Source organism: Gottfriedia acidiceleris (assembly GCF_050457485.1).
In the GTDB taxonomy this organism is placed as follows: Bacteria; Bacillota; Bacilli; order Bacillales; family Bacillaceae_G; genus Gottfriedia; species Gottfriedia acidiceleris_D.
The window spans coordinates 1-14,539 of record NZ_JBCMJM010000030.1 but is presented as its reverse complement, the minus strand read 5'-3'; the positions used below and the strand labels follow the sequence as shown (position 1 = coordinate 14,539).

Annotated in this window: 15 protein-coding genes; 1 reads left to right on the top strand and 14 read right to left on the bottom strand. The window is 33.3% G+C overall.

Annotated elements, in window-relative coordinates:
* Positions 1 to 172: 172 nt before the first annotated feature.
* The 5 genes from rsmA to metG all read right to left on the bottom strand — a co-directional run bounded on the left by rsmA (position 173) and on the right by metG (position 6,308).
* A complete protein-coding gene (gene rsmA, locus ABEY15_RS23175; RefSeq protein WP_429892350.1) occupies positions 173 to 1,048 on the bottom strand; it encodes a 16S rRNA (adenine(1518)-N(6)/adenine(1519)-N(6))-dimethyltransferase RsmA in 876 nt (291 codons plus the stop codon).
* Positions 1,048 to 1,602 (bottom strand): ribonuclease M5, encoded by a 555-nt coding sequence (rnmV, locus tag ABEY15_RS23170; protein ID WP_056474503.1) that lies wholly within the window; start codon positions 1,600 to 1,602, stop codon positions 1,048 to 1,050. Before rnmV ends, rsmA begins: the two co-directional genes overlap by 1 nt.
* 140 nt (positions 1,603 to 1,742) lie before the next feature.
* On the bottom strand, positions 1,743 to 2,951 hold the full coding sequence (locus ABEY15_RS23165) for a ubiquitin-like domain-containing protein (RefSeq protein WP_429892349.1): 1,209 nt from the start codon (positions 2,949 to 2,951) through the stop codon (positions 1,743 to 1,745).
* A gap of 186 nt (positions 2,952 to 3,137) precedes the next feature.
* The gene (locus ABEY15_RS23160; protein WP_097979274.1) at positions 3,138 to 3,908 is read right to left on the bottom strand and encodes a TatD family hydrolase; all 771 of its coding nucleotides are present in this window, start codon (positions 3,906 to 3,908) and stop codon (positions 3,138 to 3,140) included.
* A gap of 423 nt (positions 3,909 to 4,331) precedes the next feature.
* Positions 4,332 to 6,308: a methionine--tRNA ligase gene (gene metG, locus ABEY15_RS23155; protein WP_429892348.1), complete on the bottom strand. Its 1,977-nt coding sequence runs from the start codon at positions 6,306 to 6,308 to the stop codon at positions 4,332 to 4,334.
* Positions 6,309 to 6,610: 302 nt separating this feature from the next.
* On the opposite strand from metG, the gene ABEY15_RS23150 reads away from it, so the two are divergent.
* The gene (locus ABEY15_RS23150) at positions 6,611 to 6,895 is read left to right on the top strand and encodes an AbrB/MazE/SpoVT family DNA-binding domain-containing protein (RefSeq protein ID WP_069033946.1); all 285 of its coding nucleotides are present in this window, start codon (positions 6,611 to 6,613) and stop codon (positions 6,893 to 6,895) included.
* Between the two features lie 106 nt (positions 6,896 to 7,001).
* Here ABEY15_RS23150 and rsmI read toward each other — a convergent pair whose 3' ends face one another.
* The 9 genes from rsmI to ABEY15_RS23105 all read right to left on the bottom strand — a co-directional run bounded on the left by rsmI (position 7,002) and on the right by ABEY15_RS23105 (position 14,050).
* Entirely contained in the window at positions 7,002 to 7,877 is an 876-nt protein-coding gene (gene rsmI / locus ABEY15_RS23145) for a 16S rRNA (cytidine(1402)-2'-O)-methyltransferase (RefSeq protein ID WP_429892372.1), read from the bottom strand.
* Entirely contained in the window at positions 7,873 to 8,139 is a 267-nt protein-coding gene (locus ABEY15_RS23140; protein ID WP_129692183.1) for a GIY-YIG nuclease family protein, read from the bottom strand. Before ABEY15_RS23140 ends, rsmI begins: the two co-directional genes overlap by 5 nt.
* Complete coding sequence (locus ABEY15_RS23135) at positions 8,126 to 8,866, bottom strand: tRNA1(Val) (adenine(37)-N6)-methyltransferase (RefSeq protein ID WP_429892371.1); 741 nt, start codon at positions 8,864 to 8,866, stop codon at positions 8,126 to 8,128. Before ABEY15_RS23135 ends, ABEY15_RS23140 begins: the two co-directional genes overlap by 14 nt.
* A gap of 181 nt (positions 8,867 to 9,047) precedes the next feature.
* Positions 9,048 to 9,407, bottom strand: coding sequence for a DNA replication initiation control protein YabA (gene yabA, locus ABEY15_RS23130; protein ID WP_069033942.1), 360 nt, complete (start codon positions 9,405 to 9,407; stop codon positions 9,048 to 9,050).
* Positions 9,408 to 9,419: 12 nt separating this feature from the next.
* Positions 9,420 to 10,247, bottom strand: coding sequence for a PSP1 domain-containing protein (locus ABEY15_RS23125; RefSeq protein WP_097979278.1), 828 nt, complete (start codon positions 10,245 to 10,247; stop codon positions 9,420 to 9,422).
* A gap of 3 nt (positions 10,248 to 10,250) precedes the next feature.
* The gene (gene holB / locus ABEY15_RS23120; RefSeq protein WP_429892347.1) at positions 10,251 to 11,246 is read right to left on the bottom strand and encodes a DNA polymerase III subunit delta'; all 996 of its coding nucleotides are present in this window, start codon (positions 11,244 to 11,246) and stop codon (positions 10,251 to 10,253) included.
* A 221-nt stretch (positions 11,247 to 11,467) separates the two neighbouring features.
* Positions 11,468 to 12,091, bottom strand: coding sequence for a dTMP kinase (gene tmk / locus ABEY15_RS23115; protein WP_429892346.1), 624 nt, complete (start codon positions 12,089 to 12,091; stop codon positions 11,468 to 11,470).
* 12 nt (positions 12,092 to 12,103) lie between these two features.
* On the bottom strand, positions 12,104 to 13,522 hold the full coding sequence (locus ABEY15_RS23110) for an aminotransferase class I/II-fold pyridoxal phosphate-dependent enzyme (RefSeq protein ID WP_429892345.1): 1,419 nt from the start codon (positions 13,520 to 13,522) through the stop codon (positions 12,104 to 12,106).
* Positions 13,523 to 13,861: 339 nt separating this feature from the next.
* On the bottom strand, positions 13,862 to 14,050 hold the full coding sequence (locus ABEY15_RS23105; RefSeq protein ID WP_429892344.1) for a sigma factor G inhibitor Gin: 189 nt from the start codon (positions 14,048 to 14,050) through the stop codon (positions 13,862 to 13,864).
* Positions 14,051 to 14,539 lie beyond the last annotated feature (489 nt).

The window sequence follows — 14,539 nt, the reverse complement described above, 5'->3', positions numbered from 1 at the left end:
TTGCTTAAGTACACTACGAGTTCGCTCTCTTTTCTTAGATTATGTATGGACAAAAAAAAGGGTGAAAAGAAGGTTTATTGAACTTTTATAGGGCATCAGAACTAAAATAAAGTAACAAATAAAAAAGATGATTACAAACTAGTTGGTAAATTAGCTTATAATCATCTTTTTGTTATTTTACTTGTTTATATAGACTATTACTTAATGTTGCAAATTCTTGAATTGATAAAGTTTCTCCTCTTCTTGTTCCTTCAATACACGCCTCTAAAAGACAAGCTTCAAGTATTGCCTTATCTTTTTTCAGTTGAGAAAAATTATTTAATAAATTATTATTTAATGTTTTTCGTCTTTGAGCAAAGCTCGCTCTAACTACTTCAAAAAAGAATGATTCATCAATTACCTCTGCAGCTGGTTCTTCACGTTTTACTAGCTTTATAACAGCAGAATCAACGTTTGGCTGAGGCATGAAGACTGTTCTAGGTACAGTCATAACAGTTGAAGCATGTGTATAAAACTGTATTGCGATTGATAGTGAACCATAGTCCTTTGTTCCCGGCTTAGCGGAGATACGGTCAGCTACTTCTTTTTGCAACATACAAACAATTCCTCTGATTGGTAAACCTTCTGTTAATAGCTTCATGATAATTGGCGTCGTTACATAATAAGGCAAGTTTGCGACTACCATTATATCTAACTCATTAGGCAAATACTCATTAATCGCTTTTTCAACATCTGCCTTTAGTACGTCTTCATTAACGATTTGTATATTATCATATGGTGAAAGTGTATCTTCTAAGATTGGGATTAGTCTATTATCAATTTCAAAAGCTAATACTTTCTTAGCACGCTTAGCAATTTGCTCAGTTAGTGCTCCAATTCCCGGGCCAATTTCAATTGCACAACTTTCTTCAGTTAAATCTGCATAACTTACAATGTTTTCTAGTATATTTGTATCAATTAAGAAATTTTGACCATAGCTTTTTTTAAAGAAGAAATCGTACTTGGCTAATATTTCTTTCGTTCGACTAGGTGTCGCGATATCCTTCATTATTTTTCCTCCATTAAAACTTTTTTTACTGCTTGCCCAAATTCATCTTTTGAGATTTGAAACATTTGCAGTCTTTTCTCTAGTTGCTTACCGTTTGTATAACCTATATTAAGAATTTTACCAAGTTTATCTCGTCTTTCACTTGATGAGGGATGTCCAATTAATCCGGCATCTATTAAATCTTCCTTTGTAATTTCAGATTCAACTTCGATAAATTCCTGCTTAACATGAATTAAAGCATTTCGAATAGATTCTCTAGTAGCATGCTCGATTCCTAATCCTTTTTTACCTGAACGAACAGCTTCTTCCTTTGGTAAAAACGCATGCTTACATCCTGGTACATGTTCCTTAATAATCGAGCGTATACGCTGACCAGGATAATCAGGATCTGTAAATACGATAACTCCTCGAGTCTCCTGAGCATGCTTTATTAATTTTAAAGTATCCTTATTTATAGCAGAACCACTTGTTTCAATTGTATCTGCATCCACAGCTCTTTTAATTGCCGCTGTATCATCTTTACCTTCAACAACAATGATTTCTTTAATTTTCATTTGTTCCTCCAACCAGTACAAGTATATGTAATCATACCATAAGGATAATAAAACTTCATACTCTCTTAAAAGTAGTATAAAAAAAAGCAGAAGGACTTATCCTTCTACTTTCATTTAAACAACGATCTATTTTAAAAATATTAGCTAATAATACGAATTTTTACAGTACGACGACCAAAATCAAAACAATCGTCTTTTGTTGGCATTAAAATATCGATTCTTCTGCCTTTAATCGCTCCACCAGTGTCACCAGCAATAGCAACGCCATATCCTTCAACCCAAACCTTTGATCCTAAAGGAATCACTTTTGGATCAACTGCAATCAGTTTTGTGTTAGGATTTTTACGAACATTAATACCTAAAGCTGTTACACCAGACATCCCCGCATCGTAAGGTGAATATGCAGTTGCTTCAACATACATTTCTTTTACCTTACTACTTGATTTTGGCGCACTAGATTTTACTAATGCACTTGATGTTGGTACAGACTTTGTTCCAACTGCAACTACTCGATCAACAGGTTCTTTTAAAATAGTTTCATCAACTAGCGTTTTAGAAACTACCTTACCATTTTCTTTAATCAGTTCAAAGTTACGTTTAACAAGTCCTTTAACACCTTCTGAAATGACCGAAGATTCATCCTTATACATAGAAGAATCTTTTTGCTCTTTTTCTTTAAAATCTACAGGCTCTTCCACCACATCGTTGACTTTTTCGACACGGATAACTCGAACTGTATCATTTTGTTTGATCATTTCGCCGGCACCTGGTTCAACTCGGTCAAATTCGTTTAATGTAATGTTCTGCTTTTCTAAAAAGTCAGCGACAGTAGTCGAAGTTGCAAATACTTTTTTAGAAGCTCCTCCGTCATTTAATACCATAGGGAATGCTTTTTCGTAAGATACCTTACCATTTTCCTCTAACGGTGTTGACAGTGCAGGCATTATAACATCATCAGGATTGATCTTAATATTTTGTTCCTTTAATAATTCCTTTACCGTTTGAGCAGTTGTCTTAATGACTTTTTCTTGCCCATCGATCGTAAGTTTAACAGGTTTCGCTAAATGAACTGTAATATCCATATCATCTGATATTTTCGTTTTGGCCGACGGATATATTTCATCTGCATTCGTAATACTAATATTTTGTTCTTTTAATAATTCAGCCACAGTATTTGCATGTGTTTGAATAACCTGTTCCTTCCCGTCTACCTCAAGAGTTACTTGTTCTTTAAGTCCCTCATATGCTCCTGTACCTACTGATCCAGTGAAAACTAAAGCTCCTGCAAGTTGTACTGCTAGTTTTTTACTACTCCCAAGTCTAGAAAGTAACCTATTCGCGTCTATCACGATTTTACTCCTCCTTTTCGCCTGAGAAAAAAGATTGACTAGCTCCAAACCTATTAACTAGTGCTTCTACTCTACTGAATGTATGTTTACTAGATTTAGAAGTAGAAGAGTTTTCTTTCGACAAATTCTTCAACTCTTCATACGTGAACTGTGACGAATTTTATGTATTCGTACTAGTTCATGAGATCATTTGTTAATCTGAAAAATATTACACGCATTTTCAAAAGTTCGTTTTTGAACTTCCTCAACTGATATGTTTTTTAAACGTGCAATTTCATCAGCAACAAGTGATACATAGCTAGGTTCGTTTCTTTTTCCTCTATACGGATGTGGTGTTAAGTATGGACAATCCGTTTCGATTAATAGATTTTCTAACGGAATCTCTGTCGCAACTTCTTTTGGTTTTTTTGCATTCTTAAATGTAACTGGTCCTCCTAATGAAATATAGAAGTTCATTTTAATACATTCTTTTGCAGTTTCCACACTTCCGCCGAAGCAGTGCATAATGCCACCTACTTCTGATGCATTTTCTTCTTTTAAAATGGTTACAATGTCTTCTGTTGCGTCACGATTGTGAATAACAATCGGTAGTCCGCATTCTTTTGCTAATTGAATTTGTTTGCGAAATACTTCTTTTTGGATTTCTTTTGGAGATTTATCCCAGTAGTAATCTAACCCAGTTTCACCAATTGCTACTACTTTAGGATGTTTTGATAATTCCTTAATCCATTCAAAATCTTCTTCTGTTGCGTCAATTGCATCAACTGGATGCCAGCCAATAGCTGCATAAAGAAAATCATACTTCTCAATTAATTCCATAGCTTTCGTAATTGTTGGTCGATCAAAGCCAACAACTACTTGATGAACAACTCCTGCTTCTAGAGCTCTACTAATTACTTCTTCAAGGTCTTCTTTGTATTGATCTGCATTTAAATGTACATGTGTATCAAAAAGCATTTTTACTTCCCCTTTGCTCATCTGAGATTTAGTCTAGCATACCGTAAAATTTCTTACCTAACGCACAGTTAACAATTCCGTTACAAAAAGAAACAGTCAAAATTAAGCAATTTCTAATAAATTTTTAAAGATGTTTTAAATTAATTCCATGTTATATCAAGACTTTCTTACTTTTTAAAACAAAATTCTGATAATTTTTTTAGTTTACTATTGTAATCAATCTGTAATACTTTCTTCATATAGTGACATTTTTTAACAATAACTTGTTAACACCTGCCATAAATCAACAAAATATTATCATATTTGTGATTCTTATGATATTTTTACAATTTTCTGCACAATACAACAATTATTTCAGTAAAACAAATCAAAAAGAAAAGTATTTCATGTTAGTTTTTACACGAAATACTTTTCCTAGTAACATTATTTAATAATAGTACCGTTTGGTAATGATTGATCAATTGTTGCAAGTGATAGCTTACCTTCAATACTTCCTGCAAGGATCATCCCTTCGGATAGTTCCCCTCTAAGCTTTACAGGTTTTAAATTCGTTACGCAGATCACTTTTCTACCAATTAATTCCTCTGGTTTATAGTATTCCGCTATACCTGATACAACTTGTCTTGCTTCGTTTCCTAAATCTAATTGAAGTTTTAAAAGTTTTTTTGCTCCTTTTACTGCACCAGCTTCTTTTACTTCAGCTACCTTTAGTTGAACTTTAAAGAACTCATCAATTGTAATTTCAGGAACAGTTTCTTCCACTTTCTCTTCTACCACTGGTTTTACAGTACCTTGCATTTGTTCTTTAATATATGCAACTTCAACCTCTGTCTCTAAACGTGGGAAAATTGGTTCACCCTTTTGTACTCTCGTATCCTCTTGAATTGCTCCAAACTCTTTTAGGCTGTCCCATGAAAGAATCTTTTCATCAACTAGTCCTAACTGTGTGAAAATTTTCGTTGGAGTCTGAGTTAAGAAAGGTTTTAATAAAATCCCAACTTGACGTAAAGATTCAGCTAAGTGCGCCATTACCGAAGCTAGTTCAGGTACACGGTTTTCGTCTTTAGCAAGTACCCACGGCTGTGTCTCATCAATATATTTGTTTGTACGACTAACGAACTGCCAAATATTTGTTAATGCAACTGAAAATTCCATATTTTCCATTGCTGCTTCCACAGTTTCCTTCGTGTTCTTTGCCACTTGTTGAAGGTTTTCATCAAAATCTGTTACTGTTCCATTAACTGCAGGAATATTACCATCAAAATATTTTTGGATCATTGCAATTGTTCGATTTAATAAATTACCTAGATCATTTGCTAAATCAAAATTAATACGGTCAACGAATCCTTCTGGCGTAAAAATACCATCTGATCCAAAAGGAACTTCACGTAATAAATAATATCTTAGAGCATCTAAGCCATATCGGTCGATTAATACTACTGGGTCTACAACATTACCTTTAGATTTACTCATCTTGCCGTCTTTCATTAATAACCATCCGTGAGCAAAGACCTTTTTAGGCAATGGTAAGTCTAATGCCATTAACATAATCGGCCAATAAATCGTATGGAAACGTACAATTTCTTTACCAACTAAATGAACATTCGCTGGCCAATATTTTTTATAGTTTTCTTCATTATCTGAACCATAACCTAAAGCGGTAATATAGTTAGATAAAGCGTCAATCCATACATAAATAACGTGCTTAGCATTACCCGGTACTTTTACACCCCAGTCGAATGAAGTACGTGAAACAGCTAAATCCTCTAATCCTGGTTTAATGAAATTGTTAATCATTTCATTTTTTCTTGATTCAGGTTGAATAAATTCTGGGTTTTCTTCATAATACTTCAGTAATCGGTCAGCATATTTACTCATTTTAAAGAAATAAGACTCTTCTTTAACCAGCTCTACTGGATGACCGCTGTCCGGACTCTTTCCACCAATAATTTTTCCTTCTTCATTATATAGAGGATCAACAATTTGAGTTTCAGTATAATATGTTTCATCCGGTACAGAATACCAACCCTCATACTCGTCCAAATAAATATCACCTTGATCAAGTAATTGCTTGAAAATCTTCTCAACGATTTCTTTATGTCTGCTTTCCGTCGTACGGATAAAGTCATCATAGGAAATATCTAATTTTGTCCATAGGTCCTTAATTCCAACAACGATATCGTCTAAGTATTCTTGCGGTGAGACATTTAATTCCTCAGCTTTTCGTTGAATTTTTTGACCATGTTCATCTGTACCCGTTAAATAAAAGACATCAAACCCTTGAAGTCTTTTATATCTAGCCATTGCATCCCCAGCAACAGTCGTATAAGCATGACCTATATGTAATTTTCCGCTCGGATAATATATTGGGGTTGTAAGATAAAAAGTTTTATTACTCATTGACCAAAAATCCTCCTTCAAAAATTTCTAAATATTGACACTAAATTATTCGCATGATTTTGCATTTCATTATAAAATGAAAAATGAGTTAACTGCATATCCCCATCTACTATTACAACTTCATACTTATTTTATAAGTTAAATTTTACACAATAGTAACATCTATTTCTATTATTTCTCATAAATATACATACATTTTCTCTTTAATTAACCCATTTTGGCATAGTAGCATTATGTAGCTCTGTCTTTTGGACTACATAGTACATTTATTTTCATAAAAACTTTATATAGGAGGATTAATTATGAAATCTACAGGAATTGTCCGTAAGGTAGACGAGCTTGGCCGTGTAGTCATTCCAATTGAACTTAGAAGAACACTAAATATCACTGAAAGAGACACACTTGAAATATTTGTTCAAGATGATCGTATTATCCTAAAAAAGTATGAACCAAATATGACTTGTATGATGACGGGAGAAATTTCTCAAAATAATCTTGAGGTTGCTGATGGTAAAATTGTTTTAAGTAAAAAAGGCGCAGAGCTTCTAAAATTCGAGATTGAACAATTTATAGCTGATAATAATTAAATTGAAGAGGCTGCCTAGTTTAATTGCATTCTCTAAATTAATGCTAGTAAAAATGAGTAGAGAATTACAAATAAATAAGACAGCCTAACTTCATTTTTAAACCTTATTAAATTTCGTGATATTCCGCGTAGACGTCCCTTTTATTTAATGAACGATCCTTCGCAACAAGTTTTATCGCATCTTTACTTTTTTCATTTTTTTCATTTATGTACCAATCAACATGTTGGTTAATGGATAGTTCCTGCCACCAACACTCCTCATTGCTTTTCACATCTTCTTCAGATGCCCCTTCTAAAACAACTACAAACTCTCCACGTACTTCTTCATTCGTTGCCCAGTCTATTGCATCACTAACTGTCCCACGTAAAAACTCTTCGAACTTCTTTGTTAATTCTCTACAAAGTACAATCTTTCTGTCACCTAATACTTCAAGAATAACGTGTAGCGTTTCTTTTAAACGGTGTGGAGACTCGTATAAAATGACTGTACTACGTTGCCCCTTTAACGGTTCCAATTGCTTCTTCTTATCTTTCTTTTGACGTGACAAGAATCCTATGTATAAAAACGAATCAGTAGGTAGTCCAGATGATATTAAAGATGTTAAGGCAGCATTTGCACCAGGTAAAGGAACGACAGAAATTCCTTCTTCTAAACAAAGTTTTACTAGCTCATAACCTGGGTCATTTATACATGGCATTCCTGCGTCACTTACTAATCCAACTTTTAATCCTCGTTTCAAGTCTTCTACAAGCTTTAATCCTGCTTTTTCTTTATTATGCTCATGATAACTCACTAATGGCGTTGGTATTTCGAAGTGATTACAAAGCTTTTTCGTGTTACGAGTATCCTCCGCCGCAATATAATCTACTTCTTTTAGTATTCGTACCGCTCTAAACGTCATATCTTCTAAGTTACCAATAGGGGTTGGTATTAAATAAAGACAGCCTAATTCTTCATTTAAGAAGCTCTTTTGACTTTTAATCATTACTCGTTCCTCCTCTCATATATCGTTCTTTGTTTTCTCTTGATAATTGCTTAAAAGCGTATTCCGCTTGCATCGCTTCTCTTTTAGTTGGGTACTCCTCAAAAAATATACAATTTACAGGTGTTCTACCCCTCGTATATTTTGCACCCTTTCCATCGTTGTGTTGTTTTACTCTACGCTCAATATTTGTTGTATACCCTGCATAGAAAGTTGCATCAGAACATTCTAGCACATATAAATAGTGTTTATGATCTTCCATATAGAATTTCCTTTAACTCAGCCGTATACTCGTTATTTTCCTCATATACGTAAATCGGAGGCAAAATTTTAAGGTCAGACTTACCACCTTTAATACCTTCAATTAGAAGTGTATTTGCTTCCTTACCCATTTTTGGATAAACAAACTGAATTCTTTTCGGCTCAATACCTTGTTTACGCATTGTTGTAACAATATCCAACATACGCCCTGGACGATGAACCATCGCCAATTTTCCACCATGCTTTAAAAGTTGTTTACTTGCATTGATTACTTCTTCTAAATTCGTTTTAATCTCATGTCTCGCTATTGCATAATGCTCATTCATATTCTGTTCAGAAGTCGGAATATCTTGAAAGTATGGTGGATTACACGTAACAACATCTACAAATTCTCTGCCTATTTTATTTGGTGCATTTTTTAAATCGTCATGAATCATTGATATTTTTTCATCTAACTTGTTATATTCAATACTTCTTTTAGCCATATCATACAGTCGCTCTTGTATTTCTACACCTATTATATTTGCTTTAGATCTTCGGTGTAGCATCAATGGAATAACTCCATTTCCAGAGCATAAATCAACAATTGTACCTTTTTGGATCGGGACATATGTAAAATTGGATAAAAGAACTGCATCTAATGAAAATGAAAAAACGGATGGACTTTGTATAATCCTCATATCATCGGTTAATAAGTAATCTAATCGTTCGTCACCTTTAAGCATAATTAGTTCCTTTCAAATTCATACCAATATTATCTTTTAGCATTGCCTAATCGTATAACAATTAACTAGCAATGCATAAAAAGAAGCTATTCCATTTAGAACGTGCGTACTTTACCTTTTTAAACAGTTTATTTAATAGCTGTTTAAAAAGGTAATCGCTCGCTTCTTCCGGAATAGCCTACCATTACTTTTTATCAAAGAAGGATAAACAAAACAGACAGTCCTCACCATGACGTACGCTTCCATAATGTAGATTACAAATATGGAAACCTTCTTGGTACAATCTTGCTAAATTATCATAGCCTTCCCCAAGATCCTTATCCTTTTGTACCTTTTTCTTCTTTGAGTCTTTTATTTGCTCTTTTTCTTCTATACGTTTATTTAGACCTAATCTTTCTCGTAAGTGATCATTCTCAATTTTCGTATAGTGATTTTCTTCTAGTAGCTCAGCAATATATTGTTTTAAATCACTAAGCTGTGTTGATAAATCTTGAATTTGTTCTTCCATATTGGAAAGAGATAAGAATATATTCTTCTTGTCCAATCTTACCACCTCTTAATCTGTGGTTTGTATTGACACGACTCCCTCATGAATTAAATCATCTAGGGTATACTCCACAACGCGTTCTTTTTTGATCAATTCTACCTGTATAACTCGTTCTAAGATGTTCAATCCTACTACTCTTCCAGGACCTTCTGCTGTCTTGATGATATCCTCTAAGTCTGGAAGTTGTTCTTTTGCAGCCTCATACTCATCATTTTCATATTTTAAGCAGCACATTAATCGGCCACAAAGTCCTGAAATCTTCGCCGGGTTAAGTGAAAGGTTTTGATCTTTAGCCATTTTAATGGATACTGGTTCAAAATCACCTAAGAACGTTGAACAACACAACATTCTACCGCAAGGCCCAATCCCACCGAGCATTTTAGCTTCATCACGTACTCCTATTTGTCTTAATTCAATTCGAGTACGGAATACTGCAGCTAAATCCTTTACTAATTCCCTAAAGTCTATTCTACCATCTGCTGTAAAATAAAAGATGACTTTATTTCGGTCAAATGTATATTCGACATCAACTAATTTCATATCTAGTTCATGTTGCATAACCTTACTAGAACAAACTTCATAAGCTTCTTTAGCTGATTGTTTATTCTCTTCAACAATCATACGATCATGCTCATCAGCTAATCGCATAACTTTTTTTAACGGAAGGACTACGTCATTTTCTCCGACCTTTTTATTTGGTACAACTACTTTTCCAAATTCAATCCCTCTCACCGTCTCAACGATGACAAAAGTATCTTTAGGGATTGCTAATCCATTTGGGTCGAAATAATAGATTTTACCAGCTTTTTTAAAACGTACTCCGACTACTTCGTACACAATCTACAATCCCTCCTGTAGCTCTATAATCATTTGCTCTAAAACCATTAACATATTTGCGTTGGATGTTAATCGCTTTTTAGCAAAAAGGATGATTTCTAAACAAGTGGTTATTTTCTCTAATGAAATACGATTTAATGCTTGTCTCATTAATGGTTCTTCATTTTTAAAAACAACATTTTGATCTTGTTCAGCATATATATATAGCATATCTTTAAAGGCTAATACAAGCATATCAAGCATCATTTGTAACTGTTCCTTCGTATCAAAATGACGAGAAACATTTTGTTGTATGACTAGAAGACTATCTTTTTTTGTCGTTAATAATGCTTCATATAATTCTATCACTAAATCTCTAGCTTGTGCAAACCATTCTTCTTCAGCAATTTGAAGTGCGACTGCCTCACTATTTGTTAATCTTGCTAATAATGGTACTAAGTTTGATTGGAGCTCTCTATTAACTAAATGTTCTTCAAAGTATTTTGTTGGTAATGGATTAAAATGGATTGATTGACAGCGAGATTGTATCGTTGGCAAAATTTGTTGTACTTGTTCAGTTAATAAAAATGCAGTTGTAATTGAGACCGGCTCTTCCAAAAATTTCAATAAAGAATTAGCTGCATTTGTCGTCATTCGATCAGCATGGTCTATTATATAAATTTTTCGATTCGATTCAACCGCTGTTTTAGAGAATTCTTCTTGTAATTGTTGAATTTGATGTTTCTTTATTGAGGCTTCTTCGGGCTCAATTACATAAACATTTGGGTGATTACCAGAATCGACACGCTTACAATTACGACAAGTTCCACAAGGTGTAGCGCCACTTACATTCTCACATAGTAATACTTTTGTGTAGTATAATGCAAGTTCGCGTTTACCAGTTCCTCTTGGGCCTTCAAATAAGTAAGCATGAGCTACCCTTTTCTTAATTACTGCATTTTTTAACATTTTTGTGGCAACTGGCTGACGCTCGCTTAGTTTCTCCCAAGATGTTTTCATGTTTACACCTACTCATATCTATAAATTAATCAATGATATTTTTAAATTGCATCGTTTTTTTAAATCGTTTTACTAATTACTTAAGCCTAACTTTTGGCTTACATTTATCTATTTATGCAAGTAATTTCCAGTTAAGTTTCGAAAGTATGCTTCTTATTCTATTATACCAGTTCCGTCATGTTATTGTTCATGTAATCAATTTTTGTAATTAATTAAATTTCTTATATTTTTTCTAAAATGACTTTTAAGGTATCTTTAAATACTTGATCGACCTGGTTTGATGCATCAATTCGTTTAAAGCGCCATGGTTCTCTACTCATGATTTCAGCATATCCACTTTGAACTTTTAAATGAAAATCTAGTTCTTCTAAATCCAGTCGATTGATTTCTCTCTCATCTGCTTGGTGAACCCTATTTAGTCCAACTTTAGGGTCTAAATCAAAGTAAATTGTTAAATCAGGCATTAAACCATCGATTGCAAATTGATTGATATTATAAATTTCATCTATTCCGATTCCTCTACCGACACCTTGATATGCAAGCGAGCTATCTACAAATCGATCACATAACACGATTTTTCCTTCTGACAATGCAGGGATTACTTTCTCTGCTAAATGCTGTCTCCTTGCTGCAGCATAAAGTAGTGCCTCCGTACGCTTGTCCATTTCAATATTCTCTGTGTCTAATATAATATTTCTTATATTTTCAGCAATCCGTATACCACCTGGTTCTCGAGTGGATATAAAATTTACACTTCTTTTACGAAGTTCTTCCGATATCATATTTATAATTGTTGTTTTCCCAGCACCCTCTGGTCCTTCAAATGTAATGAATAAAGATTTCAAGTGTGTTTCCTCCTAAATCAGTACTTCAATTTGTAAATTTTTATCTTCAATCAAATTTTGAATCGTCATTCCATATTGATATACATCATGAATATAATCAACGTGCTTAGTAGTAACTAGTTCACCTTTTAATAAAATCGGAATTCCTGGTGGATAAGGAACAATATTTTCTGCAGAGATTTCTCCTACCGAATCTGCCAAATCTTTTACCAACTTCCTTTTTTTCTTTAAGTCAGCGTAACTATGTAAAACTGTACTCGTAAAATTAGGTACATTAAGCTTAGGTTGTTTATTTTCAATATAAGCCATAGATTCAGTTGCTTTTTTTATTCGATTAATAAGGTCATCAAAATCCATTTTTTCATCTAGCGGAAGAATGAACAGAACATGTCCCCAATCTGATAGCTCAGAATAGATGTCCTCATTTTCCAATATTTCCTGTAGTTGCTTACCTGTATGTCCTTTTTTACTTTTTACGATTACTTTTAGTAAATCTTGTGTATAGTTTATTCGACTTGTTGTAACAATTTGTATACTAGATAAAGCATTAACTTCTTTAATAAATTCGGCAATTTTCTTTTGAAGTATTTTTACCTTATCATGAGAAAATGTTTCGACAAAACTCCTTGCGTAATCTAAGGAAGCCATGATTGGATAAGAAGGACTGCTGCTTTGTAGCATTCTCAGCATTTCTCTTACTTTATCTTTGCAAACAAGTTTTGATTTTATATGTAAATATGAACCCATTGTCATTGCAGGCAATGTTTTATGCGCTGATTGTATGACAATATCGGCACCCATAGAGAGCGCATCATTTGGAAAAGATCCCCCAATTATAAAATGTGTTCCATGCGCCTCATCCACGATCGTTGGGATCTCCATACTATGAGCGAACTCAATTATATTTTTTAAATTCTGAGACATTCCATAGTAATTAGGATTGGTTAAAATTATTGCTTTTGCTTTCGGGTAATTTTTGATTACATTCATAGATTGCTCACTGTTTACCCCAAGCGGCTGTCCTAGCTCTTCATCAATATCTAATGGCAAGAATATGGGCTTTGCTCCAGCAAGTAAAAGACCATGAAAAATTGACTTATGACAATTGCGTTGTACCAATACTTCGTCATTTTCACCACATAACGCTAAAATTGCAGCCAGGTTACCCACAGTTGATCCATTTACTAAAAAGAAACTTTCTTCTGCATTGTATACTTTCGCTAACATTTTTTGAGCCTCTCTGATTACTTCTGAAGGGTAATGTAAGTCATCTAGGCCGTTTAATTCCGTCACATCATAATTTAATATATTTGGTAATCCTAATTCATTTATAAAAGTGTGCTTTCCATTTTTATGACCTGGAACATGTAGAGATATTGTTTCTTTATTTACAAACTGTTTCAGTGCATTTAGTAATGGCATTTTATTCATCAATAACTCTTCCTTTAATTTACGCAATTTATTTGTACGTATCGTTATACTAGTATATTTTTTGTTGGGTTTTAATTTAAACGTTCAAAACATACTTTTCGACATTTAATACAACTACCTAACTCAAAAACCAATATTTTATAGACAATATAAAAACCGATACTATTTACAAGTTCTCTCCATTACTTAAAGGCCCAGTCACTAAAGGTGTGACCAAACAGTAATAAATTATGGCAGAGGTACCTTGTATATAGAATCGGTCCTTCACTTTATATCTTATTTTAACTTACAAAAACTTATTAGACTACTACTATTAGTCTATTACGCTTATGCTAATCTCTAATTCGCAATTTCTTCTTTCACCGTACTAATACATCTTAACTTCTCTACAAAGGAATTGTATATAGGTGCGTCTGTTTCAGTTTTTACGATTTTCTTTTCACACTCTTCACAAACGAATGCTTCAATAATATGAATGCCATTTTCCTTTTTCTCTTCACAAACTATACATTTTGATAAACTATTCACCTTTATTCCTCCTCTAAGTGTTTTTCCAGTGTAATTTACGATTGATTAAACAATTTTGTTTATTATTTAGTTTTGCAAATTAAAAACTTTTTATACAATTTAGGGCCTATTTTTTTGTAATATATGAAAATAGTTCTAATTTTGTGCTCTATATTTTAAATATTTTTTTCTAACACGATACTACTTTCCTACTTTGACTTTATTTTTGTTCCTTTTAACTACTATAAAAGGACTACAATTCGTTTGTAGTCTCAGACTAGCCGCCAAACGCTTGTTTTCTTCGTTTCTTCGCCTGCTTTCCTGTACGGTGCTTATTACCATATAAGGTAAACCCCGTTTCACGAAAGAACTGCTACTTAAACCCATGCCTTTAAGTGAAGTACCAGTGAAATTAGCTTTGTTTATTTACATTGATCAAGTTTCACATAATTTCACTTTGATTCATTAAATTTATTTATATTTATAAATACAAAAAAACATCAGCCTAAT